Origin of the sequence: Amycolatopsis keratiniphila (assembly GCF_000400635.2) — a bacterium.
Taxonomy (GTDB): Bacteria; Actinomycetota; Actinomycetes; order Mycobacteriales; family Pseudonocardiaceae; genus Amycolatopsis; species Amycolatopsis keratiniphila.
This window is the reverse complement of the sequence record NC_021252.1, coordinates 50,543-75,659: the sequence shown is the minus strand read 5'-3', so window position 1 is coordinate 75,659 and position 25,117 is coordinate 50,543. Positions and strand designations below refer to the sequence as shown.

The window sequence follows — 25,117 nt, the reverse complement described above, 5'->3', positions numbered from 1 at the left end:
TCACAGAGCGGAAACGGCCTGAGAGATAGCAGTATCACCCGAGATCGCTTCGAGGACGCGTCCCGCCGTCGACGGACTGTCGAGCAGCGCGACGAGGATCGCGGCGACGTCCTGCCGGGGAATGGGTCCGCGGCCGGTGGACTCGGCGATCAAGATCTTGCCGGTGCCCTCGTCGTCGGTGAGCTGTCCCGGCCGGAGGATCGTCCAGTCGAGATCGCGGGCGCCCAGATCGTCTTCGGCCGCCTTCTTGGCCTTGAGGTAGATGCGGAACTCGTCGGAGACGTCCGCGGTCTCCCATTTGTCCGCCCCCATGGAGCCGACCTGGATATGCCGCCGGACGCCCGCCCGCTCGGAGGCGGCCGCGAAGAGTTCGGCGGCCGCTCTGTCCACAGTGTCCTTGCGAGCGGTGCCGCTGCCCGGCCCGGCGCCCGCCGCGAAGATGGCGGCGTCGGCGCCGTCGAGCACCTTGGCGACGGCGTCCACATCGGACTTTTCCAGATCGAGGACGACCGCTTCGGCACCGGCGGCTTCGAGATCGGCGACATGATCGGGGTTGCGCACGATCCCCACCGCCTGATCACCGCGTGCGGAGAGCAGTTTCTCCAGCTTCAGCGCGATTTGTCCGTGTCCACCCGCAATGACGACTCGCATGGACCCGACCGTAGCGCGTTCAGTCCACTTCGGCAGGGAGCTCGGTTTCGCGGAGCAGCTGCTCGTAGACGATCTCGTTGACCAGGCGCGAGACCGGGTCCTCGTCGAGGATCATGCGCTCGCTGTGGCCCTCGAGGTCGAGGTCGGCCACCGCGTTGGGGTCGGCGGTGACGATGCCGAGCCCGTAGGCGCGGGCACGCGGCAGGCAGTTGCCGACGTAGTCTTCCGTCAGTACGGCAGGCGATGGGAGAACCATCGCGGCCTCGCCGTAACGTGCGAACGGAACCGCGGAGGCCATCGCGGTGCGCCAGTGCCGGGCGACCGCGAGGACGCCGATGATCTCGGCGGCCGGCGCGGGTGCGGTCGCGGCCAGCTCTGGCCATGTCCAGGTGTCGACGGTGGCGCGATCGACGACGGGACCCATGCCCATCGCGATGCGCTCCGCGTGCACGTCGGTACGGAGCCGGGCGACCACGCAGATCTTGCGGCCGAGCACGGTGGTCTCCGGCAAGACGATGCCGTTCCAGCCGAGCAGGGCCGCCGCCTTGCGCGAAAGCTCCCCGACGCTCGCGGGCAGTTCGATCGGCGGCACCACCCGGCTCGGCAGTGACCGGCTGCGCTTCGCGCCACCGGCGACCGTCGAGCTCTCCATGTTCGGTGTAGCCGCCACGTTCCGCCTCCTTCGAACCTGGTTTCCCTAGGGCTCGTCATCCCCGTGCCACCTCGGTGGAAGCGGCACATGACCTGTCTAACAGGGCGAGGAGGCGGCGGCGCCGGACAACGGGAGTGGCTGCGATCGGCGGCACTTTGTCATCGGTGACCGGTCGGTAGGCGGTCATTCGACTTCAGTCCGACCGTGCCGCCAACCGAGTGAGAGGGAGGTAAGTGGTGTTACCCGGTGTCTCCGAACGGTCACGGGCAACGAAACGAGACGTTAGGCCATTCGGCCCAATGAATACTCATTCCACTTTGGACTTTCGCAGGTCAGTCAGGAGATCGTCGCGGTACGAAGGAGTTCTTCGACGCCCGGCGTCCGCCACTCGTCCATCACCACGATTTGCCTGTCCGCAAGGAACCAGATCCGCTGGGTCACGCTCGTCTCGCCGCTTCCGCCCGTCTGTCCACGAGGAACACACTGGATCGTCCACTCCTCGTAGGTCGCCGTCGCCCCGCCGACCGGTGCGGTGGCGGAAGCCGTCCGCGCGGCGTCACCCTCTTGGCGGAGGTCCTTCCGCCCGGCGGCGTTGCAGGCCCGTCCGCCCGCGCTGCGCCGGTAGAACTCCCCCGGCCGGTACGGCGGCTGCTCGGCGGACCGCTGGGTGTTGTCCGTGAGGAGGACGTACTTGCAGTTGAAGTACTTCTTGGGATCCGGGCAGCCCGGGCCGACGAGCACCTTCTCCAGCCCCTGCGAGACCACGGACCAGTCCTGCGGCAGATGCAGGGTGAGCGCTCCGGCCGAGACGTCGGTGACGCCCTGCGCGGGCGGCGCGGACGACGTGCCTTTGACCACCTTTCCGCTGGTCACGCCGTTGACAAGGGCGGGGTTCAGCAGTCCGCGCACTTTGTCGTAGGGCAGTGTGTGGTCTTGGACGCTGCAGGCGGTGGTGAAGCCCAGGTCGGTCATGTTGGCCGTGACCTCGAGGGCGGTCGGCGCGAACGCGAGCCACACCTTCGGGTCTCCGGTGAGGTCGGCCGCCTGGAGCGGCCGGTACGGGAAAATGGTGCTCGGAGGGCCGCACTGCTCCTTGTCGGGCCAGAGGATCTCGGTCAGTTCCCGGAGGCCCTCGTCGGTGAACTTCCCGGGGGCGAACAGTTCGGCCGGCGTGAGCGCCTTGCCCTCCTTCAGGTCGATGGTTACCGCGGCGCGCCCGTTTCCCCAGGTCGAGTGGGGTTTGTTGGTGAGGTCGTGGGTGTAGCGCACCGAGAGGTACCGCTCGTTCTCCGTGCGGATGTCGGCCTTCGTGGTCAGCGTGTACGGGCCGCGTTCCGGCTCCAGCTTGGCGGCGCCGGGGCCGGTTTTGCGGTTCCAGGCGTCGATCGGCGCGGTCAGCGCGTCGTTGACCCGCTTGAGCCAGGCTTGATCGGCCGAACCGGTCACTTCCGGACGTTCGCCGGTGTAGGCGAGGGTCGTGCCGGGCACCGTCCCCGACTCGGTCTTCATCGCGACCTTGAGCGCGACGGCCTGTTGCGTGGTCGGCGGCGAAGGCGGCGGAGTGCTCGCGTCGGAGAAGACGACCACCGAGCCGACCACGGCGGCCGTCGCCGCGATGACGCCGGCGGTGATCTTCAGCCCGACCGCGATCCCGCCGGTCGACGCGGCCGCCGCACCCGTTCCGGCGGCGACGACGCCGGGAGCGGCCGCGGTACCGGCGCTGAGCAGGACCAACGGCGTCGCCGCGGCGAGCACGCCCGCCGCCTTCGCCAGCCGCGACCAGCCCTTGCGTTCCCATTCGTCGCCGTACGCCGCGCGGGCGACGCGTTCCAGTTCGCTGACGAACACGAGCGCGTCGACCGGTCGTTTCGACGGGTCCTTCGCCATCCCGAGCGCGACGATCTCGTGCACCGGCTGGGGGACTTCGCCGAACGGGATGGGTGCGTGTTCGTGCAGCGTGCGCAGCACCTCGGTCTGCTCGGCCTCGTACGGCCGGTGGCCGGTGACGCACTGGAAGAACACGCAGGTGGCGGCGTAGACGTCGGTCGCGGGAGTGGCCTGCCCGCCGGACCACTGCTCGGGCGCCATGTACGCGGGCGTGCCGACGGACGGGCCGCGTTCACCCGCCAGGACGGCCGTGCCGAAGTCGACCAGCTTGCTCTCGCCCGTGTCGGCGACGAGAACGTTGGCCGGTTTGTAGTCACGGTGGACGACGTTGGCGGAGTGCGCCGCGGCCAGCCCGAGCAGCGACCCCTTCAGGACCGTGAGCGCCGCCTCGGGTTCGAGAGCACCTTCGGCCTGGAGGACGGAACGCAGCGAGACGCCGTTGATCGCCTCCATGACGATCGCCGCGCCCTGCGGCGTCTCGAAGAACTCGTACAGCTTCACGACGTGCGGGCTCGTCACCCGGTGCAGCGCCAGGGCTTCCTGGCGGAACGCGTCGAGATAGGCGGGCTCGGCGGCGAAGCGGGAGAAGAGGTATTTGATCGCGACGACGTGGCCGGTGTTGTCCTGGCGCGCGAGCACCACGCGGCCGAAGGTGCCGGTGCCCAGCTGCTCCAGCTCCGTGAAGCCGGGCAGTCTCCACTCGTCGCTTAGTTCCACTTCGCCTCTTCCAGGATCTTGTCGAGGCCTGGAGTGTTCCACTCGTCCACGATCACGAGCTGCGTTTTCGGCAGGAACCAGACCCGCTGAGTGACGCTACCGCCGCCGGAACACGTGAGTCGCCACTCTTCGTAGGCCGCCTTCTTCGTCCCGATCGAACGAAGCTCCTTCGTCTGGAGGACAGGCGACCCCTGTGTCTCCCCTGGTGCCCCGAGCGAGTGACATGGACGCGGGCCGGTGGATCGGTTGTACGGCTTGCCCGGTTCATAGGGTGGGGTGGCCGGATCGACCCGCGAGTTGTCGCTGAAAACGACGCCCGCGCAGCGGAACGGCTGCGTGCACTGGTCGGCGGTCACCAGGTAGCGCTCGATGGGTCCGCCGGACAGCAGACGCCAGCTTTCCGGTGTGGTGATGGTGAAAGCGCCGATGTCGTCCTCTTTGGTCCGTTCGCCCTGCGTGCCGCCGAGCAGATGCGCGACCGCGGGACTCAGCAGGCCGCGCAGCCGTTCGTAGGGCACGGTGACGGTCGTCGGATTGCAGACCATCGGGTACCCGAGCGCGTAGGCCGCGACGCGGAACTCCATCCCGTTCGCCGCGGGCGCCGCCTGCACGATCGCCCCGTCCTGGGTGTACCGGTCCGACATCGCTCCCGCGGGAAGGTGCTCCGGCTCCGATGGCGGCGTGGCGAGGCACTCGCCCGGTTTGGCCGAGGCGTACAGCCGGTCTTCCACCATCCGCATCCGCCCGGCGTTGCCGTCGACGTCGTCGAACAGGCCCGCGGTCGGGATCACGTCGCCGTCGGACAGGTCGATCACGAGGGTCCGGACGGCGTAGGCGCCGCGGTTCCCGAGCTGGACCGTCTCGACCGAACGTTCGTAGACGACCGAGATCAGCTTGTCGTCCTGGCGCAGGACCTCGGCGGTGGTGGACATATGCGGGATGTCGCCGTCGGGCTCCTTTTCCGGCGGGCTGCCCGGTGGCCAGACGCTCGTGAGCCAGTCGTCGATCGGCGCCATCAGCGCCTTGTTGACCCGCTCCTCGACCGCTTTGTCCTTCAGCCCGCTGATCCGGACGTACTTCCCGTTGAAGTCGAAGCCGTCGAGTTTCTCGGTGCGGGTGAGGAGGTCGACCTTCATCGCGGCGACGGTCGCCGTCCGTGGCGGTGCTTCGTCTTCGCTGTTCGTGTCGACCACCACGACCGTCCCGACGGCGACCGCGGTGGCGGCGGCGACCGCGGCGGTGATCTTGAGGCCGAGCGCGATCCCGCCACCGGCGGTGGCCGCGACCCCGCCGCCCGCGATGACCGGCGCGGCCGCCGTTCCCGCGCCGAGCAGGGCCAGCGGGGACAGGGCGACCAGGACGCCGGCGCCCTTGGCGAGCCAGTGCCAGCCGTTGCGCTCCCAGTCGTCGCCGTACGCCTTCCTGGCGCACGCCTCCAGCTCCGTGACGAACTCGGCCGCGCCCGACGGCCGGTGGGCGACGTCCTTCGCCATGCCGCGTGCGATGAGGTCACGGACCGGTTCGGGGACCTCGCCGAACGGGATCGGCGCGTATTCGTGCAGCGTGCGGAGCACTTCGGTCTGCTCGGCCTCGTACGGCCGGTGGCCGACGACGCACTGGAAGAACACGCAGGTGGCGGCGTAGACGTCGGTCGCGGGGGTGGCGACGCCACCCGCCCACTGCTCGGGCGCCATGTACGCGGGTGTGCCCGCGGCGACCCCGGTCTGCCCGGCGAGCACGGCGATGCCGAAGTCGACGAGCTTGCTCTGCCCCTCGCGGGTGACCAGGACGTTGGCCGGTTTGTAGTCGCGATGGACGGTGCCCGCGGCGTGCGCGCCGGCGAGACCGAGCAGCGAGCCCTTGAGGATGGCCAGCGCGGCTTCGGGTTCGAGCTTCTCCTGGCGGCCGAGGATCTCTTTCAGGGAGATTCCGTGAACGGCTTCCATGATGATCGCGGCCCCTTGCGGGGTCTCCACGAACTGGTGCAGACGGGCGATATGCGGTCCCGAAACGCGGCTCAAGATCTGCGCCTCATGGCGGAACTCGGCCAGGCGCCGCGGGTCGGCGGCGAACCTCGCATACAGGTATTTGATGGCCACGACCTGCGCGGATTCGTCGTGCCGGGCCAGCACGACCCGCCCGAATCCACCCTCGCCCAGCGACCCCAGCTCGGTGAAACCCGGCAAGGCCCAGTCGTCCACAGATTCCTCCGCGATTCCCGATCGTGCCCCCTTGGAGGTGAGCTGCGCCGCAGCGGTTCCCCGCCTTCCGGGTTTAGGGTTACCCGTCGGTCACTTAGCCCGTAGCGATGGAGGAACGATGCGTTCGCCGAAGGATTTCTTCGCCCCGCTCGCGGTGGGGGCGCCGGAACCGCTCCGCCAGATCCCCGTGCCTCCTTCGCGGATGATCCATTTCTTCGATCCCAGCAACGAGAAGATGGCCGCCAAGGTCCCGGACATCGCCAAGAAGGTCGACGTCCTGCTCGGCAACCTCGAGGACGCCGTGCGCGCCGACCGCAAGGAGGCCGCGCGGAACGGGCTCGTCTCCATCGCGAAGTCGACCGACTTCGGCAAGACGCAGCTGTGGACGCGCGTCAACAGCCTGGACTCGCCGTGGGTGCTCGACGACCTGATCACCCTGGTCACCGAGATCGGCGACAAACTCGACGTGATCATGGTGCCGAAGGTCGAAGGCGCGCAGGACATCCATTACGTCGACAGGCTGCTCGCGCAGCTCGAAGCGCGGGCCGGGCTGACGAAGCCGCTGCTGGTGCACGCGATCCTGGAGACCGCCAGCGGCGTCGCGAACGTCGAGGAGATCGCCGGCGCGAGCCCCCGGATGCAGGGCATCTCGCTCGGCCCGGCCGACCTCGCCGCGAGCCGGCGGATGAAGACCACCCGGGTGGGTGGCGGGCACCCCGGTTACCTCGTGCGCACGGACCCGACCGGCGAGGACCTGAACGAGGGACGCACGACGTATCAGCAGGATCTGTGGCACTACACCGTCGCGCGGATGGTCGACGCCTGCGCGGCGAACGGGATCCTGCCGTATTACGGGCCGTTCGGCGACATCCGCGACGTCGTGGCCTGCGAGGACCAGTTCCGCAACGCGTTCCTGCTCGGCTGTGTGGGCGCCTGGAGTCTGCACCCGGTGCAGATCGACATCGCCAAGAAGGTGTTCTCGCCCTCGCCCGAGGACGTCGCCTGGGCACGGCGCGTGATCGCCGAGATGGGTGATGGCACCGGTGCGGTGATGATCGACGGCAAGATGCAGGACGACGCCTCGGTCAAGCAGTGCCGGGTGGTCGCCGAACTCGCGGACGCCCTCGCCGCCGACGATCCTGAACTCGCCGCCGCGTACGACGCGGCCACGAAGGAGGCTTCCTGATGAACCCCCGGCGTTCCGTCCTCTACATGCCCGGCGCGAACGAAAGAGCGCTGGAAAAGGCCAAGACGCTGGACGCGGACGGTCTCATCCTCGACCTCGAAGACGCCGTCGCGCCCGACGCGAAGGAAGCCGCACGTGAACGCGTTTGTGCCGCCGCTTCGTCGAAGGAGTACGGCTCGCGCGAGGTGACCATCCGCGTCAACGGCCTCGACACCGAGTGGCACGACGCCGACCTCCGCGCCGCCGCGCAGGCGGGCCCGGCCGCGATCGTGGTGCCGAAGGTGAACTCCGCCGCCGAAGTGCACAACATCGAGCGCGCGCTGGAACTCGGCGGCGCGCCGGACCACACGAAGATCTGGGCGATGGTCGAAACCCCGGTCGCGATGCTGTACGCCGAGGAGATCGCCGCGGCGTCCGAACGGCTGACCGTGCTGGTCATGGGCACGAACGACCTGGCGAAGGAACTGCACGCCGAGTTCGTCCCCGGCCGCGCGCCGCTGCTGGGCGGGCTTTCCCTCGCGCTGCTGGCCGCGCGCGCCACCGGCAAGGCCATCCTCGATGGCGTCTACAACGACGTGAAGGACCTCGAAGGCTTCGAGGCGGAATGCCTTCAGGGGCGTCAGTTCGGCTTCGACGGCAAGACACTGATCCACCCGGCGCAACTGGAGCCGTGCAACCGGATCTTCGCGCCTTCCGAGGAGGAGATCACGCGGTCGCGCAAGATCATCGCGGCGTTCGAGGAGGCGCAGGCGGCCGGGCAGGGCGTCGTGACCGTGGACGGGCGGATGATCGAAAACCTGCACGTGGAGAACGCGCGGCGGATCCTGGCGCTGGCCGAGGCGATCGGCGGCTGAAGGACGCCATACCCGCATGAGATGCGGCGAAGGGCCCTTTAGCCGCGTTGTATGCGGGGAAAGCGTGCTTCAGCCCGCGCTAAGCTGGTCGACGATAGCCCCGGATGGCCCCTGACCTGCTGGTCATGTCACCGGGGCTTTGATCTTTCTGCGGCCGAACGGCACGCATTTAGTCCTCTGAATGCGGTAGTTGGCGATGCGAACGACCGCATTCAGAGGACGGAATGCGTCAGGGCCAGGGGCGCGGAGTGGGGCGAAGGGTTTCGTAGGCGGCAGCGGCGCGAAGGACCTCGAGGTCGGCGAAGCGGCGCCCGCTGATCTGGAGGCCGATGGGCTGGTCGTCGCTCGTGTAGCCGCAGTTGATCGAGACCGCGGGCTGGCCGGACATGTTGTACGGCACGGTGAACGCGATGTGCTCGAACGGGCGGCGCGGGTCGTTGGTCGGCGAGGGCCAGTCGGCGGGCGGGGCCGAGACCGGGCAGGTCGGGGACAGGACGACGTCGAAACACTCGGTCGCGCGGAGGGTCGCGACGGCGATGGCGTCGATCTGCGCGAAGCCGCGGTAGGCGTCGACACCGGTGACGTCGGCGCCGCCGGCGGCCCAGTCGGCGATGTACGGCAGCACCTTCGCGCGGCGGTCTTCGGGCAGGGCGGACATGTCAGACCAGGCACGGACGCGCCAGAAGGTATCGAGTCCGTCGAGCATTTCCCGGCGCAGGAACGGCGAAACCGGCTCGACGGCGGCACCGGCCGCCTCGAAGACACGTGCGGCTTCGGTGACGGCGGCGATCGTCTCCGGCAGCACGGGAAGCCCGACGCCGGGGTCGAGATGCAGCCCGATCCGCAGGCCCTCGAGCTCGCATGACAGCGCCGCCCAGTCCACAGAGGACGGGGGCAGCGAAAGGTGATCGCGACCGTCCACACCGGACAGAACGCTCATCAGCAGCGCGGTGTCGGCCACGGTCCGCGTCATCGGCCCGGCGACACGGCCGAGGAACGGCGGATCCACCGGCACCCGGCCGAAGCTCGGCTTCAGCCCGACCAGGCCGCACCAGCCGGCGGGCAGCCGGATCGAGCCGCCGATGTCGGTGCCGACGTGTAGCGGGCCGTAGCCCGCCGCGGCCGCCGAACCGGCACCGGCGCTGGAACCACCGGGCGTGCGCGTGGTGTCCCACGGATTCCGTGACGCGGTGTGGAAACTCGACAGCCCGGACGTCAGCATCCCGTAGTCCGGCATGGTCGTCTTGCCCAGCAGGACCCCGCCGGACTCGCGCACGCGAGCGGCGGCGGGCGCGTCGACCGAAGCCGGTTCCAGCGAAGAAGCAGCTGTGCCGAGCGGGACCGGCGTGCCGCGCGTCGCGATGTTCTCCTTGAGCGTCAACGGAACACCGTCGATCGGACCGAGCGGCTCCCCGGCGTGCCATCGGCTTTCGGACGCCTTCGCGTCTTCGCGCGCGCCGCTCGGGTCGTACGCGTAGAGCGCGTGCAGTTCGGGCTCGCGCGCCTCGACGCGGGCGAGGACGGCTTCGGTGACCTCGACCGGCGACAGCGTCCCAGCGCGGTACTGCGCGACCAGTTCGACGGCGGTCAGATCGGGCAACTCCGGCACGGCAAACTCTCCTTACGTCGCGGGCGGTTCGAAGCGGCCGTCGACCGCGGTCCAGCCGCCGTCCACCGCCAGCACGGAGCCGGTGACGAACGACGACGCGTCCGACGCCAGGTACACGACGGCGCCCGCGAGTTCGTCGGGACGCGCCCATCGGCCGAGCGCGCCCTTGGTCGCGTACGCGTCGTACCAGGCCGGATTCGCCTTGATCTGCGCCGTCAGCGGGGTTTCGACGACGCCGGGCGCGATCGCGTTGACCCGAACCCCCGCCGGACCGAACTCCGCCGCGGCCGTGCGGAAGAGCTGCACAAGCCCGGCTTTCGTCGCCGCGTACGGGCCTTGGCCGGGCTCGACGGTGGTGCCGCGGATCGATGAGAACCCGACGATGCTCCCCCGTCCGCGCTCGACCATCCCGGCGCCGAACGCGCGCACGACCTCGAAGGTCGCGCCGAGGTTCAGCGCGAGCACCCGGTCGAATTCCTCGCGCGTGTACTCCAGCAGCCGTTTGCGCACGTTGGTGGCGGCGGTCAGCACGACGACGTCGATCTCGCCGAGCTCCGCGGCCGCACGGGCGGCCGCGCCCTCCGAGAGCAGGTCGACCTCGTACGCCTCGCCAACGCCGGTTTCCTTGGCGGCGGCGACATCGCGGTCCGCGACGATCACCTCGGCGCCGTGTGCGGCCAGCGCCTTGGCGGATTCGCGGCCGATCCCGCTGCCACCGCCGAGGACGACGGCTCGCTTTCCGTCGAGCCGGAACAGGTTCTCGTAGCTCACGGGCGCAGCACCGCCATTCTCGTCACGGTCAGTTCTTCGACCGCGAACCGCGGCCCTTCCCGCCCGATCCCGGAATCCTTCACACCGCCGTACGGCATGGTGTCGGACCGGAAACCGGGCACCTCGTTGACCACCACACCGCCGACTTCGAGTTCGTCGAGCGCGCGGAACGCCGTCTTCAACGACGTGCTGAACACCGAGGCGTGCAGCCCGTAACGCGACGCGTTGACCGCCTCGAACGCTTCGTCCACAGAGGACACGGTGCGGAGACAGACCACGGGACCGAAGATCTCCTCGTCCCAGCATTCGAGGCCGTCGGGCACGTCGAGCAGCACGGTCGGCCGGATCACCGTGCCCTCGACACCGCCTCCGACCAGCCGCGCACCGGCCGAAGTGGCTTTGTCGACCCACTCCTGAACGCGCCTGGTGGACCCCGGATCGATCAGCGCCGACACCCGCGTCTTCTCGTCGCGCGGATCACCGGTGACGACCTCGCCGAGCCGCGCGAGCACCCGCTCGGTGAACTCCTCGGCGACGGCGTCCACGACCAGCACCCGCTGCACCGAGATGCAGGCCTGCCCGGACGCGTAGAACCCGCCGCGCAGCACGGCGTCCGCCGCCGCGTCGAGATCCGCGTCCTCCGCGACCACCAGTGCCGCGTTGGAACCCAGCTCCAGCAACGTCTTCGTGGGTGCGGCGTCGCGCGCGATCCGGTGCCCGACCAGCGCGGATCCGGTGAACGACACCGCGCCGACCCGCCGGTCCGTGACCAGCGCCGAGCCGACGGCCGCGTCCCCGGTGACCAGCTGGACCATCGCGGGCAGGTCGGTCAGCGAACGCACCAGATGCACCAGCCACAACGTCGCCAACGGCGTCTGCGGCGCGGGTTTCACCACCACCGGGCAGCCCGCCGCGATGGCGGGCGCGATCTTGTGCGACGCCAGGAGCAGCGGATAGTTGAATCCGGCGATGCCGACCACCACCCCGATCGGCTTGCGTTTCCAGAAGCCGACCAGCCCGTCGCCGGACGGCAGCAGGTCGAGCGGGACGGTCTCGCCGTGCAGCCGCGAGACCTCCTCGGCGGCGGCCTGCCAGGTGACGATCGTGCGGGCGACCTCGACGCGGCAGTCGACCAGCGGCTTTCCGGTCTCCAGCACCAGAAGCTGCTCGAAGTCGGAGCGCCGCGCTTCCAGAGCCGCGGCGACGTCGTTCAGGAGCGACCGGCGGGTCCGCGACGGCAGGGCCGCGACCTGCTTGAACACCGCGACCGCCTCGTCGATCGCCCGCGTGGCCAGCTCCGGCGTCCCGACCGGCGCCCGGCCGATCTCACTCCCGTCGAACGGGAAGTTCACCGGCAACGTGTCCATAGTGGACACCCAGCCGTCACCGATCGGCAAGCCTTCCGGATATTCAGGCATCGTCCCCTCCCCTCAGCCGCGCCAGTTCGGCCCGCAGATTCGGCGCGGCCGCCAGCAGTTCCCTGGTGTACTCGTGTTCCGGCGCGTCGTAGACCTGGTCGACGTCGCCCATCTCGACGATCTCGCCGCGCCTCATCACCGCGACCCGGTCGCAGACGTGCCGCACCACACCGAGATCGTGCGAGACGAAGATCAGCGTCAGCGAATACAGCTCGACCAGCGACGCGAGCAGGTCGAGGATCTGCTTCCGCACCGAGACGTCGAGCGCGCTCACCGGCTCGTCCGCGATGAGGACGCGCGGATTCGGCGCGAGTGCCCGCGCGATCGAGATGCGCTGCCGTTGCCCGCCGGAGAACTGGTGCGGATAGCGGCCGGCCGCGTCCTCGGGCAGCCCGACGGCCTTCAGCAGCTCCAAAACCCGCGCGGGATCCCGTCGGCCCAGCGGTTCGGAGATGATGTCGCGCACCCGCATCCGCGGATCGAGCGAACCCATCGGATCCTGGAAGACGATCTGCAGTTCCGACCGCAGGAAGCCGAGTTTGCGCTCCGGCAACGTGTCCACGCGTTTGCCCTGGAACGAGACGCTGCCCGCCGTCGGCTTGTCGAGCGCGGCCAGCAATCTGACCAAAGTGGACTTTCCCGAACCGGATTCGCCGACGATGCCGAACCGCTGACCGGCCTCGACGTCGAACGACACTCCGCGCAACGCATGCACATCACGCCGGGTGTAACGACGTTCGAGATCCCGCACCGAGATCATCATCGGCTCGCCTCCAGATCCGAAGCGGCCAACAGCTTCTTCGTGTATTCGTGCTGTGGCGCGGTGAGGACGTCGCGGGTGGTACCGGCTTCGACGATCTCGCCGTCCAGCATCACCAGCACCCGCTCGCACACCGACGCCACGACGGCGAGGTCGTGCGTGATGAACAGCAGCGCGCTCTCCCGCTCCCGCACGCCGTCGAGGATCAGTTCCAGGATCTGCGCCTGCACGGTGACGTCCAAAGCCGTCGTCGGCTCGTCGCAGATCAGCAGCTTCGGGTCGTTGGCCAGCGCGATCGCGAGGACGACACGTTGCCGCTGCCCGCCGGACAGCTGATGCGGATACGCGCGAGCGACCCCGGGCAATCCGACGGACGCCAGCAAGGACTCGGGATCCTTCCCGCTCTTGCGATGGATCCGCATCGGCTCGGCCACCTGCGCACCGACCCGCATCGCCGGGTTCAGCGCGGTCATCGGCTCCTGGAACACCATCGAGAGTTCGTTGCCGCGCAACCGCGACAGCTCCTTCTCCGGCGCGCCGAGGAGCTCGCGGCCGTCGAGTTTCACCGATCCGGAGGCGGCGAGCTCTTCGGGCAGCAGCCCCATGATCGACAAGGCCGTCAACGACTTCCCGGAACCGGACTCGCCGATCAACCCGACACGCTCACCGCGCGCGATATCGAACGAGACGTCGCGGACCAGGCCGCCGATGCCGAGACCGTCTGCCCGCAGTGTCATAGCCGCGCCGCCAATCGGGGATCGAGACGATCACGCAGGCCGTCGCCGAGCAAATTGAAGCCGAGGACGGCGATGGCGATCGCGACACCGGGCACGAGCGCGAGCCGCGGATGCAGGGTCAGGAACACCTGGGATTCCTGGAGCATACGGCCCCACGACGGGGTCGGCGGCCGCGTGCCGAAGCCGAGGAACGACAACGCCGCTTCCGCGAGCACGGCGATCGCGAACGACACCGACGCCTGCACGATCAGCAGCCCGGAGATGTTCGGCAGCACGTGCCGTGCGGCGATGTTCAGCCGTGACCGGCCCGCCGACCGCGCGGCCAGCACGAACTCGCTGCTCATCACCTGCAGCGTGCCCGAACGCGCGATCCGCGCGAACGACGGGATGGTCGCGATGCCGATCGCCACCATCGCGGTCAGCGTGTCCGCCCCGAACACCGCGCCGAACATGATCGCCAGCAGCAACGCGGGGAACGCGAGCACGAGATCGTTGACCCGCATGACGAATTCGCCGAGCCACCGCGACGACATCCCGGCGAGGATCCCGAGCGGCGTCCCGATCAGCGCGGCGATCCCGACCGCGACCACGCCGACGTACAGCGTCGTCCGCGCGCCGACCATGATCTGGCTGAGCACGTCGCGGCCGAAGCTGTCGGTGCCGAGCGGGTTCGAGCCGCTGAAATCGTGCAGCCGGTTGGCCGCGTCGACCTTCACCGGGTCGAACGGCGTCCACACGAACGAAAGCAGCGCGGCGACGACGATCAACGCGACCAGGACACCGCCGACGAGGAGACTGCGGTTACGCATCAGGAACCCCGCAATCTCGGGTCGAGCACCGTGTACAGGACGTCGACCACGAAGTTCACCAGCAGCACACCGACCACCAGGACCAGCACGATCCCCTGCACGGACAACAGGTCCCGCGACGCCACCGAGTCGAGCAGCATGCTGCCCAGCCCCGGCAGGACGAACACGCGCTCGACGACGACGGCACCGATCAGCAGCGTCGAAAGTTGCAGCCCGAGCACCGTCACCACCGGCACGGCGGCGTTGCGCAGCCCGTGGCGGAACAAGGCTTGGAACGGCCGCAGCCCCTTGGAGCGCGCCGTGCGCAGGTAGTCCTGGCCGAGCGTGTCGAGCACGGCCGACCGGACATAGCGCGTGAGCACCGCGCCCTGCACCAGCCCCAGCGACAGCGCGGGGAGGACCAGACCGCGGAGGAATTCGCCCGGATCCTGCACCGGCGGTGTCCAGCCGCCGGAGGGCAGCCAGCGCAACTGCACCGCGAAGATCTGCACCAGGATGATGCCGGCGAGGAACGCGGGGATCGCGACGCCGATCTGCGACAGCCCGGAAAGCGCGGTGCCGTCGGCCTTCCGGTGCCGCACCGCGGCGAACGTCCCGGCCGGGACGGCGATCAGCAACGCCACCAGCATCCCGGCCCCGACCAGCCACAACGTGACGCCGAGGCGGTCGGTCAGCGCCGGGCCGATCTCCTCGCGGGTGACGTACGAACGGCCGAAGTCGCCTTGCAGGACACCGCCGATCCAGTCGAAGTACTGCGTCGCGAGCGGCCTGTCGATGCCGAATTCGGCGCGCGTCTTCGCGATCAGTTCCGGCGTCGCGTTGACGCCGAGCGCGACCTGCGCCGGATCGCCCGGCAGCACGGCCATGAACAGGAACACCACGATGGACGCGACCAGCACACTGGCCACCAGGATCGCCACGCGGCGCACGATCTTGACCGTCATCGCGGCGCCAATCCCGTGAGATCGAAGGACTCGCTGACCTGGTTGCGGACGAACCCGGTCACCTTGTTCTTCGCCACGATCACGTTGGGGAACAGGAAAAGCCAGTCCGCGGCGGCGTCCTCGGACAGCCGCCGCGCGACCTGGCGCATCGCGTCGATCTGCTCCTGGGGCGTTCCGGCGTCGGCCTTCGCCAGGTTCTGCTGGACGGGCTTGCCGTCGTAACCCCAGTAGTACTTGGGCCTGCCGAAGGTGACGATGTCGCGCGCCTCGACGTGCTGGATGATCGACAGGTCGTAGTCGTGGTCGGTGAAGACCTGCTTGAGCCACACCGCCGGGAAGTCCAGCGGCTCGATCGTCACCGTGACCCCGACGTCCGCCAGTTGCGAGGACACCACCTGTGCGGCCGAAACCGCGTACGGCAGGTTCGGGATCCGCAGCCGCAGTGAAGGATTCGGTTGGCCCGCTTCCGCGAGCAGCGCTTTCGCCTTCGCGGGATTGAACGGATACGCGTTCGACAGGTCTTCGTACCAGGGGTCCGTCGGCGGGACCATGCTGCCGATGAGCGTGCCTCGGCCGGCCCAGGCCGTGTCCAGCAACGCTTTCCGGTCGATCGCGTACGACAGCGCTCGCCGCACCCGGACGTCGTTCAGCGGCGGGCGCGCGTTGTTGAACGCGAGCGTGACCTCACTGTTGGTGGTGCCTTCGACGACGGTGAACCGGTCGTCGCTCTGGAACTGCGGGATCGAGTCCGGCACGGTGATCGCGGAGATGACGTCGATCCCGTTGCTGAGCAAGGCGTTGTTGAGCGCCGTTGGATCCTTGATGTACTTGAGGACCACCGTGGAGTAGGCCGGTTTCATGCCCCAGTACGCGGGATTCTGCTTGAGCACGATGGAGTCGCCCCGGCGTCGCGAGGACACCGTGTACGGCCCCGTCCCGACCGGCTTGTTGGCCAGATCCGCGACCCCGGTCGGGCTGAACATCGCGCCGAGACGGCTGGTGAGGCTGAACAGCCAGCCGTTGCTGGGTTTCGTGAGCACGACCCGCGCGTGGTCCGGCGCCACCACGTCGACCCGGTCGACGACGTCCATTGTGGACTTGATCGACACGGTCCAGTCGGTCTTCACGCGCATCAGCGAGAACTTGACGTCCTCGGCGGTGAACGGCGCCCCGTTGCTGAACTTCGCGTTCTTCCGGAGCTTGAAATCGTAGGTCTTGCGGTCTTCCGACACCGTCCACGATTCGGCCAGCAGCGGCACGATCTTCGCGTTCGCGTCGAGCTTCACCAGGCCCTCGTAGACGTTGTAGAGCAAGGCCTGCGGGATGGCGGCGCCGTCCGTCCGGGTGAAGTCGAAGTTGGCGGGTTCGGCGGTGTAACCGATCGCGAGCGTGCCCGGATCCTTGGCCACCGTGGCACTCGAACCGGCGGAACAGCCGGACGCCACCAGCAGGAACGCCACCACTGCCGCGTGAATCCGGGCTTTCATCCTGCCCCCTGACCGGTAGACTGGTCGGACCAGTAAACCAGACGAGACGGCAGGGTCAAGATGGAATTCGAGCCGGTCGCCCCTGTCCGCGCGTACCAGCGTGTCGTCGAACAGATCGAGGAGGCCGTGTTCAGCGGCCGGATCAAACCGGGTGACCGGCTGCCGAGCGAACGCGAGCTGATGGTCCAGTTCGGCGTCGGCCGCTCGACCGTGCGCGAGGCGCTGCGTGTACTGCAAGCAGCGGAAATGATCCGCTCGCGGCCCGGAGACCCGCGCGGTCCCGAGGTTCTGGCCGCCTCCCCCGCCGCGTTGCACCGGTCGATGCACCGGCTCGCGCGGGCCGACCATCTCGGGTTGTCCGAACTCCTGCAGTTCCGCATGGTGCTCGACGGTTCCGCACATCTGCTCGCCGCGCAGCTCAGGACGGAGGAGCATCTCGCCGAACTGGATGCCGCGCTGGAGGCGATGCGCGAGGGCGTCTCGAAGGGATTCGCGGAGTTCTCGCACGCGGACGTCGCGTTCCACGAGGCCATCGCCCGTGCGACGGGGAATCCGCTGCTGGTGATCAGCGGCGAGGTCGTCCGCGGCGTCGTACTGGAACTCATCGAGGACAAACTGGAGCACGCCGACGACCGGACGGCGTTGATGCGCAGCTGGCTGACGCATCACGAAGAGGTGCTGGGCGCGATCCGCGCCTCCGACGGCGAGCGCGCTTCGCGGCTGGCGAAGCGGGCGCTCTACGACAACTACGCCGAGTACGTCCCCGAAGAACAACGACGTCTCTTGCAGCCACTGCTCGCTTGACCCACCCCTACACTCACTCAGGTGGGGGATACCAACAAAGCTTCGGCCACCCGGCAAGGCGTCGGTCTCGCGCTGTCCGGCGGCGGCTACCGCGCGATGTTGTTCCACACCGGAGCCCTGTGGCGGCTCAACGAACTCGGCTGGCTGTCGAAGATCTCGACGTTCTCCAGCGTTTCGGGCGGCTCGATCGCGGCCGGCGTGCTCGCGCACGCCTGGGCGGAGCTGAAGTTCGAAAACGGTGTCGCGGACAACTTCTCCGACAAGGTGGTCGCACCGATCCGGAACCTGGCCCGCAAACGGCTCGACATCCCGGTCACCCTGCTCGCCATGGCCATGCCCTGGCGGAGTGCCGGCGAAGAGCTCGCGCGGGTGTACGCGAAACACCTGTTCGGCGACTGCTGCCTGAAGGACATCGACCCGACGGGGCCGCAGTTCGTCTTCACCGCGACGAACCTCCAGGACGGCGCGCTGTGGTGGTTCTTCCGGCAGAACGGCCCGCACGGGAACATCCCGCTCGCGACGGCGGTGGCGGCGTCTTCGGCGTTCCCGCCGATGCTTTCACCCGTGGTGATCCAGGATCCGCATTCCGCCGAGCGGAAACGCAAGATCGTGCTGAGCGACGCCGGCGTCTACGACAACCTCGGCCTGGACCCGGTCGAAGGGCACGCGACCGTGCTGGTGAGCGACGCGGGCAAGCGGATGAAGGTCACGCGCAACGTCAAACGCGACTGGGGGCGGCAGCTGCTGCGCGTCCTCGACGTGATCGACAACCAGGTGCGCGAACTGCGCCGCGGCGCGCTGCTGAAGTCCTACGTGGAGAAGGATTTCGCCGGCGCCTACTGGGGGTCTTACGTCGATCTCGCGAACTTCCAGCTCGAAGACTCGCTGACGGCGCCCGCCGAGCGCACGCACGTACTGGCGGAAACCCCGACGCGCCTGACGAAACTGCCGGAAGTGCTGCAGGAGCGGTTGATCAACTGGGGTTACGCGGCCTGTGACGCGGGGATGCGGAAGTGGGTCGACACCGAGGCCGCGGCTCCGGGCGGGTTCCCGTTCCCGGGCGCCGGGGTGGGTTGAGCGCGTCCCCGAATGCAAGGAAAGGTCCTTTCCTCGCAAATTTTGCAAGGAAAGGACCTTTCATGGCGCTCGTCAGGAGACGAGGTTCGCGTAGACGATGACGTTGTCCTTGTAGCTGTGCTCTTCCTTGTCGAAGACACCGCCACAGGTGATCAGCCGCAGCTGCGGCTTGTCCGTGTTGCCGTAGACCGCTTCCTCGGGGAACTGGTCCTTGGGCACCTGGTCCTTCTTCTCGACCACGAACTTCAGGCTCTTGCCGTCGCTGCGGTCGACGAGCACCTCGTCACCCGGGTTGACGTCCTTGAGCTTGTAGAAGATGCCCGGCTGCTTGTTGCCGTCGACGTGGCCGAGCAGGATCGCCGGGCCGACGTCACCGGGCACCGGCGAAAGCTGGTACCACGCGGCCTGCATCGGCTTCTTCGCCGAAGGGACGGCCATCTTGCCGTCCTTGTTGATCGCGACCGCGATCAGGTTCGACTCGGCGCCGATCTTGGGAATCTTGACATTCGTCGGCCGGACGCCGTCGAACGGCTTCGTGACCGGGACGGTCGATTCCGCCGGGGCCTGCTGTGCCGCGGGCGCCGGTTCCTCGGAACCGCAGCCGGTCAAGGCGAGGGAAAGAACGAGGGTGGCCGCGACCGCGCGGCCACCCCGCCTCAGGAACTTCGTCGACATCGATCAGGCCGCGGTGGCGCCGAAACCGGTCTCGATGCCGCCCTTGGGGGCGTACTTGACCTGCTTCTCCGGCTTGCCCGGGGTGGCCGCGCCGCCGCCGATGGGCGCCTCGAACTCGATGTCGGCCTTGCCCGGCTTGCCGTCACAGGTCCAGGTGAAGGTGCTGGAGTTGCCCTTGAAGGACTTCTTGACCTTCACGATGTAGACCCAGTAGCGGCCATCGTCCTCGGCCTGGTTGCTGTACAGGGTGTCGAAGTCCGGCGCCGAAACGTTCGACGGCTCGCCCGACTCGCAGGCGATGACCAGCGCACCGACACCGTTGTCGCCGATGTAACCCGCGCCGACGTTGTCGACGTAGGGCTCCTCCGGCGGGGTGGTGGGCTTCTCCGAGGTGGAGGTCGGCGACGGCTTGCCGGAAGTCGGCTTGTCGCTGCTGGTCGGCGTCGGCTGCTGCGAGGACGACGAGGCCGGGGCGCTCGACTCCGGCGAAGCCGACGTCACCTTGCCACCGGTCCACGAAGGCGAGGGCGCCGTGGTGGGCGTTTCGCTCGTCGGTGCGGGGGGCGTGGTCGTCGTTTCGTCCTGCGCCAGCGCGGCCGGCGTCACGGCCAGCGAGATGACGGCGCCGGCCAGCACCGCGCCCGCGAGGCGGCCCAACGTCTTCTTCAAAATGATCTCCCAGTGGAAAAGCATCGCAACACACGGTGACCCCCACCGTGCGACCACCCCGAGGAATCCCACGATCGGGTGGCAGCGTGATACTGCCGGAAAAGCATCGCCCGATGTAGTGAAAAGAGGGTGACAAGAACCACTGGGAAAACCGGTAACGCCATCGAGATCATGGCCGATACAAGGCCCCGAAAGTCGCTCCGCGGTGGGGAAACTAGCGGCGACGAAGGAATGTTAACACCCGGAGGGCCGGAACGACCGCCTTGCGGAAGTATTTTTTCCGCTTCCGCGACCCGGCCGGAAAAGGCCCGTTTTTCTGGGCGTCCTCATTCCGCACAGTGATTACTCGGACCGTTGTCACCGGCCGGTTCACACCTTCGGAGTACCTGTTCGTGAACTATTGCCCATCAGGAAGTACATGCCGGTGGCGAGCAACCTGAAGGTCACGATCAGAACACCAGGAACAGGGCCACGGCGAACGACAGCACGCCGACGAGGCCCCCGGCGAACAGCCAGGGCTTCGGTGACGTCCGCTTCCGCACCGCACGGACGCCGCCCACTCCCGCGATCAGGAGGCCGAGGCCGAACCCGATCCCGGGGATGAAGGTGGCGAGGGTCCGGTTCTCCGCGTCGCAGGCCCAGACCCCGTCGCTCGGACAGGACGTCGCCGCGAGTTCGGCCAGCAGGCCCGCCGCGACGATCGCGACGAAGCCCAGCACCAGGAGCCAGAACAGGCCCCACAGCCATTGCCCGAGCCGCCGAGGCGGTTTCGTCTCGTCCACGTGCCCAAGCTAGCCGAGTGCGGAGGCCAGATCGGTCCAGAGATCTTCCGGATCTTCGAGACCGACGCTGAACCGGACGAGCCCAGCGGGCACGTGGGCGTCGCCCGCCATCCAGGCCCGCCGCTCGACCAGGCTCTCCACCCCGCCGAGGCTGGTGGCGGCGCGGATCAGCCGCAGCGACCCGATGACCTTGTCCGCGGTCTCGGCGTCCGGGAGCTCGAACGCGATCATCGTGCCGGAGCCGGGATACCGCACCCGGGTGATCGCGGGGTGGTCGAGCAGCCGCGTCGCCAGCAGCTTCGCCGTGCGGGTCTGCTCGGCCAGCCGCACCGGCAGGGTCCGCAGCCCGCGCAGGGCCAGCCACGCTTCGAGTGCTCCCGGTGTCGACCCCAGCCTGGTGCGCGCGTCGCGCAGGGCTTTCGCGACGCCTTCGTCGGCCGCGATGGTGAGACCGAGCAGCAGGTCGCTGTGGCCGCCGATGAGTTTCGTCGCGCTGTGCACCACGATGTCGGCACCGAGCTCCAGCGGGCGCTGACCGAGCGGCGTGGCGAACGTGTTGTCCACCGCCACCAGGCCGTTCGCCGCGGCGGCGATCGTCTCGATGTCGATGACGTCGAGCGTCGGGTTGGTCGGCGATTCGAGCCAGAGCAGGTCGGCGTCGGCGGCGGCGACCCAGGCGTCCGTGTCCTCCGGCTCGATCTCGGTCACCACCAGGCGGCCGGTGCCGTGCGCGTGCGCGAGCAGTCCGCGAGACCCGGCGTAGGAGAACGTCGGGACACAGACCTTCGCCCCGACCGGCAGGGTGTCGACGACCGCGCTGAGCGTCGCGATCCCCGACGCGAACGCCGTGGCGTGCCCGCCTTCGAGCGCGCCGATCGCGGCTTCGAGGGCCTCCCAGGTCGGCGTGCCGTCCTGCCGCGAGTACGCGCGGTCGGCGCCGGCGTCGAAGGTGCTCGCCGCGACGATCGGCACGTTCAGCGGCTCGCCGGGCCCCTCCGGACGTCCGGCGGCGACGGCGAGGGTGCGGGGTGACCAGTCGTTCGTGTCCACCCCGCCACCGTAAACCGTGCCCTCGTCAGTGGGCGTACACCTCGAACTCGTAGAGGGAGTAGCCGTACTTCGTCCCGCGCTGGACACCGGCCATCCGGACATAGCGCCCGTCCACCGCCTCGAACGCGACGTTGTCCGTTCCGCCGTTTCCGTCCACTATGGACGCCGCGTCCCGCCAGTTCGTGCCGTCGGACGAGACCTGCACCTTGTACGCCCTTCCCGTACGCGGATTCCCATCGCAGGACCACGCGGGAGACGCGCTGCACCGAACCGAGATCGACGGTGATCGACTGGTTGTCGCTCCAGTCACTGGCCCAACGGGTCGACAGGTCGACGTCGATCGCGTTGGACGGCGGCGAGTTGTACCAGCCGGTCTCGTGGCTGCTCGCGCTCACCGACCGGCCGGTGGCGAGGTTGGCGATGTTGTCGCCGCGTTTCGCCGGGAATTCCACGACCTGCTGGAAGGTCGGCCGGTTCTGGGTGCTCATCTTGTCCTGCGTGATGCCGCCGAGCGCGCGGTGGATGATCGTGTCGGCGCACCACTGGTCGCCCGCGGCGCAGTCGCCGTCGCCGGGGTACACGGTGTTCGCGGGCTGCGCGGCCGCCTGCGTCAGCGAGTCGAGCAGCACCTGACGGCAGGCGGTGACATCGCCGCCACCGCAGTACTTCACGGCGAGCGGACCGGCCACGTTCTGCCCGAGGACCGAACGGATGTCCTTGTGCACGTAGCCCCACCAGCCGGACTGGTACGACGAACCGGCGTGCCCCTGGCCGACGTGCTTGCCGGGAACCTCGTTCTGCCAGCCCGAAGGCGACTCGTTGATCTTCAGCACGCCGACCATGGCGCCATAGGCGGCGTCACCCATACCGGGTTTGAACTGGGCGTTGACCAGCAGCGGCCACCAGGCGTCCATGATGCGGATCGCGTCGGCGTTGGCGTAGACCTTGCTGCCCGGCGCGGTCTCCGAGCGCAGACCTCCCGCGGCGAGCCAGGTCTTGAGCTTCGCCACCGCGTCCGCGGCGGGGCCGGTCACCGGCGCCTTGTCGATCACCTTGAACAGTTCCGGCAGCACCTTCTCCGCGCGGAGGTCGGCCAGCGCCGCCTCCTCCATGGCCTGCGTGAGGTTCACCCGCGTCACCTTGGTGCCGCTGGAGACCATCTTCTTGACGCGCGCGTCGATCAGATCGCCGCGGTGCACGGAACTCTTGTCCGCGCCGCTGGCTGCGTAACCGCTGGCCTGCGCGTTGTTCCAGCTGATGTAGTAGTCCTGGTTGATCGACTGCGGGTGCTGCGAAGACGGCGTGTAGTTCGCGAGGTTGCCGTCGGGATTCCAGCCCTGCCAGTCGAATCCGGCGTCGGCCTTCACCGGCATGGCCGGGTCGACGTTCGGATTGCGGACGGGGTTCGAGCCGGAGTTGAAGTACGCGACGTCACGTGAATCGGCGTAGAACCAGTTGTAGGTCTGGTTGACGTCGGCCGCCGCGGCCTGGAAGTCCTGCGCGGACTTGATCGCGTCCGGGTCGTTGAACTTCTGGAAGCCGATGATGGTGTCGATCTCGTGCTGGAACGTCGACCGCAGCGACGCGTACGCCACCGGCTTCCCGCCGACCAGCGCCCGGCTCGTCACCGGCCCGTACTTGGTGCGGAAGCTGCGCAGCGTGTACGAGCCTTCGGCCGTCCCGTCGGCGACCGTGGGCTTCCACGCGTTCTTGCGTTCGACGATCTCGAACGGCAGGCACTGGCCGCGGAAGCGGTAGAAGTTGGAGTTCTTCGTCGGCGCGGAGCCGTTCTGCTCGCACAGTTCGACGGCGTAGGTGTCGATGATGTCCTGCGACGCCGAAGTCGCGCTCCACGAGTAGTCCTTTCCGCGGCCGAGCAGCACGTACATGCTGATCCCCGCGAACGAGGCGCCGCGAGCGCTGATCCCCGGGCCCTGGATCTCCTGCAGCATCAGCAGTTGCGGCGCGAAGTAGCCGGCCTGCGGGCCGAAGACGGCGACCGGGTGACCGCTCGCGGTCTTGGCGCCGGACACCACCAGCGCGTTGGACATGCCGTGCTTCTCCGACAGCAGGTTCCCCGGCAGGACACCGTCGTCGAAGATGCCGCGGACGGCCTTCTGGTCCTCGGGCGCCGGAACGTCCACCTTGGCGGGCGTCGCCGTGCCGGCGGAACCGGTCGGGTCGAAGACCAGCTGCTGCCCGGTGACCGAACCCTTGTCCGGCATCGCCGCGCCCTGCGGGTTCGACGGCGCCTTGCCGTAGTCGAACGTCTGTCCATTGTGGAGGGTCTTCACGGTCTCGGGATCGTCCTCGGACCGCAGGCTCCGCCAGACCTTGTCGCCTTGTTCGAGGCCGTACTTCTCCTGCATCGCCATCTTCGCGATGGCGTTCTGCACCTCGCCGCCACCGCCGGCGCCGAACTGCGCCCCGACGACGGCGGCGAGCACGACGAGGTCGGTGAGCTTGAACGGCTCGATCGTCCCGGCGTTCGTGATCGCGTCGACGTGCCCGGTGAGCACGTACTCGCCGGGGAAGTAGCGGCCGCCGTGCGCGTCGGAGATGTACTTGTTGACGCCCTGCACGTAAGCCTCGGCGTCGGCCTTGCCCTGCGCGCCGCGCGGGCCGCTGGCCGCGGCATTGTCGATCTGCTTCTGGAGTTCCTGTTCGGTGTACGGCGCCGAGGAGAAGAAGCTCTGCTCGAGTTCGCGGTTGCCCTGCGCGCCACCGGCGAACGAGGTCAGCTGGCCGCGGCCGACGCGGCGCATGATGTCCATCAGCCACAGGCGGTCCTGCGCGGCGGCGTATCCGGCGCCGTACATCGTGCCGGGCCGCGTGGTGCCGACGATCCGGGGCACACCGGTCGCCTTGTCGCGGGTGATCGTCACGTCCGAGCGCGGTTTGATCGTGCTCTCGACCTGCCCGGACGGAACCCCGAACGAGGCGTCGTTGAAGAACTGGTTGATCTTGTCCGTGGTCAGTGTCTTGTAGCCGTCGGCGAGCGAGGCGTATTTGCCGAGCTGATCGGCCGAATGCGCGGGCCGGGTGCCGAACGCCTTGTGCGCCAGGATCTCGGCGAGCGTGGCGTTCCCCTTGGTGCCGGGCGGGAGGATGTCACCGCACTGGCCGCCGCAGTAGTCGTCGAGCGCGGCCGCCACCACCGAGTTCTGTGGCGCTTCCGCGGCGTTCGCCTGCAGTGCCGGAACGGTGCCCGCCACCAGCGTCAGCCCCGCCAGCGTCGTCAAGACCCGTATGCCTCGTCGCATGAAAGACCTCCGTCGTCGGAGAGTGACGAGGCGCACACTACCCACGGGTATCCAAATTTGTGAAGACTATTCGCGTTCTTGCCACCGTTCGGCGGAACACTCGCCCTGCGGACC

Annotated in this window: 20 protein-coding genes and 1 pseudogene; 4 read left to right on the top strand and 17 right to left on the bottom strand. The window is 68.7% G+C overall.

Features of this window, described 5'->3' with window-relative positions:
* The 4 genes from AORI_RS41315 to AORI_RS41300 all read right to left on the bottom strand — a co-directional run bounded on the left by AORI_RS41315 (position 1) and on the right by AORI_RS41300 (position 6,108).
* Entirely contained in the window at positions 1-651 is a 651-nt protein-coding gene (locus tag AORI_RS41315; RefSeq protein WP_016330527.1) for an NAD(P)H-binding protein, read from the bottom strand.
* 19 nt (positions 652-670) lie between these two features.
* A complete protein-coding gene (locus AORI_RS41310) occupies positions 671-1,321 on the bottom strand; it encodes a hypothetical protein (protein ID WP_016330526.1) in 651 nt (216 codons plus the stop codon).
* A 318-nt stretch (positions 1,322-1,639) separates the two neighbouring features.
* Complete coding sequence (locus AORI_RS41305; protein WP_016330525.1) at positions 1,640-3,907, bottom strand: serine/threonine-protein kinase; 2,268 nt, start codon at positions 3,905-3,907, stop codon at positions 1,640-1,642.
* Positions 3,898-6,108: a protein kinase domain-containing protein gene (locus AORI_RS41300; RefSeq protein WP_016330524.1), complete on the bottom strand. Its 2,211-nt coding sequence runs from the start codon at positions 6,106-6,108 to the stop codon at positions 3,898-3,900. Before AORI_RS41300 ends, AORI_RS41305 begins: the two co-directional genes overlap by 10 nt.
* A 118-nt stretch (positions 6,109-6,226) precedes the next feature.
* Here AORI_RS41300 and AORI_RS41295 point away from each other — a divergent pair, with 118 nt between their 5' ends.
* Both AORI_RS41295 and AORI_RS41290 read left to right on the top strand, forming a co-directional pair.
* On the top strand, positions 6,227-7,294 hold the full coding sequence (locus AORI_RS41295; RefSeq protein ID WP_016330523.1) for an HpcH/HpaI aldolase/citrate lyase family protein: 1,068 nt from the start codon (positions 6,227-6,229) through the stop codon (positions 7,292-7,294).
* Complete coding sequence (locus AORI_RS41290; protein ID WP_016330522.1) at positions 7,294-8,148, top strand: HpcH/HpaI aldolase/citrate lyase family protein; 855 nt, start codon at positions 7,294-7,296, stop codon at positions 8,146-8,148. Before AORI_RS41295 ends, AORI_RS41290 begins: the two co-directional genes overlap by 1 nt.
* 229 nt (positions 8,149-8,377) lie before the next feature.
* On the opposite strand, the gene AORI_RS41285 is transcribed toward AORI_RS41290, so the two are convergent.
* The 8 genes from AORI_RS41285 to AORI_RS41250 are packed head-to-tail and all read right to left on the bottom strand — an operon-like array spanning position 8,378 to position 16,683.
* Positions 8,378-9,757, bottom strand: a complete 1,380-nt coding sequence (locus tag AORI_RS41285; protein ID WP_016330521.1) for an amidase — start codon at positions 9,755-9,757, stop codon at positions 8,378-8,380.
* A 12-nt stretch (positions 9,758-9,769) separates the two neighbouring features.
* The gene (locus AORI_RS41280) at positions 9,770-10,528 is read right to left on the bottom strand and encodes an SDR family NAD(P)-dependent oxidoreductase (protein WP_016330520.1); all 759 of its coding nucleotides are present in this window, start codon (positions 10,526-10,528) and stop codon (positions 9,770-9,772) included.
* Positions 10,525-11,946: an aldehyde dehydrogenase family protein gene (locus AORI_RS41275; RefSeq protein WP_016330519.1), complete on the bottom strand. Its 1,422-nt coding sequence runs from the start codon at positions 11,944-11,946 to the stop codon at positions 10,525-10,527. Before AORI_RS41275 ends, AORI_RS41280 begins: the two co-directional genes overlap by 4 nt.
* A complete protein-coding gene (locus AORI_RS41270; RefSeq protein ID WP_016330518.1) occupies positions 11,939-12,709 on the bottom strand; it encodes an ABC transporter ATP-binding protein in 771 nt (256 codons plus the stop codon). The genes AORI_RS41275 and AORI_RS41270 overlap by 8 nt, the downstream gene beginning before the upstream one ends.
* Positions 12,706-13,443 (bottom strand): ABC transporter ATP-binding protein, encoded by a 738-nt coding sequence (locus AORI_RS41265; protein ID WP_016330517.1) that lies wholly within the window; start codon positions 13,441-13,443, stop codon positions 12,706-12,708. The genes AORI_RS41270 and AORI_RS41265 overlap by 4 nt, the downstream gene beginning before the upstream one ends.
* A complete protein-coding gene (locus AORI_RS41260; RefSeq protein WP_016330516.1) occupies positions 13,440-14,252 on the bottom strand; it encodes an ABC transporter permease in 813 nt (270 codons plus the stop codon). Before AORI_RS41260 ends, AORI_RS41265 begins: the two co-directional genes overlap by 4 nt.
* Positions 14,252-15,196, bottom strand: a complete 945-nt coding sequence (locus tag AORI_RS41255) for an ABC transporter permease (RefSeq protein ID WP_016330515.1) — start codon at positions 15,194-15,196, stop codon at positions 14,252-14,254. Before AORI_RS41255 ends, AORI_RS41260 begins: the two co-directional genes overlap by 1 nt.
* Positions 15,193-16,683 carry an ABC transporter substrate-binding protein gene (locus AORI_RS41250; RefSeq protein WP_046199747.1) on the bottom strand — a complete coding sequence of 497 codons (1,491 nt, stop codon included), beginning with the start codon at positions 16,681-16,683 and terminating at the stop codon, positions 15,193-15,195. The genes AORI_RS41255 and AORI_RS41250 overlap by 4 nt, the downstream gene beginning before the upstream one ends.
* 60 nt (positions 16,684-16,743) lie before the next feature.
* On the opposite strand from AORI_RS41250, the gene AORI_RS41245 reads away from it, so the two are divergent.
* Together AORI_RS41245 and AORI_RS41240 are read left to right on the top strand one after the other, a co-directional pair.
* Positions 16,744-17,487 carry a FadR/GntR family transcriptional regulator gene (locus AORI_RS41245; RefSeq protein ID WP_016330513.1) on the top strand — a complete coding sequence of 248 codons (744 nt, stop codon included), beginning with the start codon at positions 16,744-16,746 and terminating at the stop codon, positions 17,485-17,487.
* Positions 17,488-17,508: 21 nt separating this feature from the next.
* Positions 17,509-18,564 (top strand): patatin-like phospholipase family protein, encoded by a 1,056-nt coding sequence (locus tag AORI_RS41240; RefSeq protein ID WP_016330512.1) that lies wholly within the window; start codon positions 17,509-17,511, stop codon positions 18,562-18,564.
* 72 nt (positions 18,565-18,636) lie between these two features.
* Here the strand turns inward: AORI_RS41240 and AORI_RS41235 are convergent, their stop codons facing one another.
* From AORI_RS41235 to AORI_RS82110, 5 genes and pseudogenes are all read right to left on the bottom strand, one after another.
* Positions 18,637-19,239 carry a class F sortase gene (locus AORI_RS41235; RefSeq protein ID WP_016330511.1) on the bottom strand — a complete coding sequence of 201 codons (603 nt, stop codon included), beginning with the start codon at positions 19,237-19,239 and terminating at the stop codon, positions 18,637-18,639.
* A gap of 3 nt (positions 19,240-19,242) precedes the next feature.
* A complete protein-coding gene (locus AORI_RS41230; RefSeq protein ID WP_123798225.1) occupies positions 19,243-19,908 on the bottom strand; it encodes a hypothetical protein in 666 nt (221 codons plus the stop codon).
* A 449-nt stretch (positions 19,909-20,357) separates the two neighbouring features.
* The gene (locus AORI_RS41225) at positions 20,358-20,690 is read right to left on the bottom strand and encodes a hypothetical protein (RefSeq protein WP_016330509.1); all 333 of its coding nucleotides are present in this window, start codon (positions 20,688-20,690) and stop codon (positions 20,358-20,360) included.
* A 9-nt stretch (positions 20,691-20,699) separates the two neighbouring features.
* Positions 20,700-21,740, bottom strand: a complete 1,041-nt coding sequence (locus tag AORI_RS41220) for a trans-sulfuration enzyme family protein (protein WP_016330508.1) — start codon at positions 21,738-21,740, stop codon at positions 20,700-20,702.
* Between the two features lie 25 nt (positions 21,741-21,765).
* Positions 21,766-25,003 (bottom strand): annotated as a pseudogene (locus AORI_RS82110) (penicillin acylase family protein).
* Positions 25,004-25,117: the final 114 nt, after the last annotated feature.

Excerpts from the sequence above, each read along its gene's own strand:
- AORI_RS41290 (WP_016330522.1), top strand. The coding sequence starts at position 7,294 with ATGAACCCCCGGCGTTCCGTCCTCTACATGCCCGGCGCGAACGAAAGA.
- AORI_RS41295 (WP_016330523.1), top strand. The coding sequence starts at position 6,227 with ATGCGTTCGCCGAAGGATTTCTTCGCCCCGCTCGCGGTGGGGGCGCCG.
- AORI_RS41275 (WP_016330519.1), bottom strand. The coding sequence starts at position 11,946 with ATGCCTGAATATCCGGAAGGCTTGCCGATCGGTGACGGCTGGGTGTCC.
- AORI_RS41260 (WP_016330516.1), bottom strand. The coding sequence starts at position 14,252 with ATGCGTAACCGCAGTCTCCTCGTCGGCGGTGTCCTGGTCGCGTTGATC.
- AORI_RS41255 (WP_016330515.1), bottom strand. The coding sequence starts at position 15,196 with ATGACGGTCAAGATCGTGCGCCGCGTGGCGATCCTGGTGGCCAGTGTG.
- AORI_RS41250 (WP_046199747.1), bottom strand. The coding sequence starts at position 16,683 with ATGAAAGCCCGGATTCACGCGGCAGTGGTGGCGTTCCTGCTGGTGGCG.
- AORI_RS41265 (WP_016330517.1), bottom strand. The coding sequence starts at position 13,443 with ATGACACTGCGGGCAGACGGTCTCGGCATCGGCGGCCTGGTCCGCGAC.
- AORI_RS41245 (WP_016330513.1), top strand. The coding sequence starts at position 16,744 with ATGGAATTCGAGCCGGTCGCCCCTGTCCGCGCGTACCAGCGTGTCGTC.
- AORI_RS41315 (WP_016330527.1), bottom strand. The coding sequence starts at position 651 with ATGCGAGTCGTCATTGCGGGTGGACACGGACAAATCGCGCTGAAGCTG.
- AORI_RS41235 (WP_016330511.1), bottom strand. The coding sequence starts at position 19,239 with ATGTCGACGAAGTTCCTGAGGCGGGGTGGCCGCGCGGTCGCGGCCACC.
- AORI_RS41270 (WP_016330518.1), bottom strand. The coding sequence starts at position 12,709 with ATGATGATCTCGGTGCGGGATCTCGAACGTCGTTACACCCGGCGTGAT.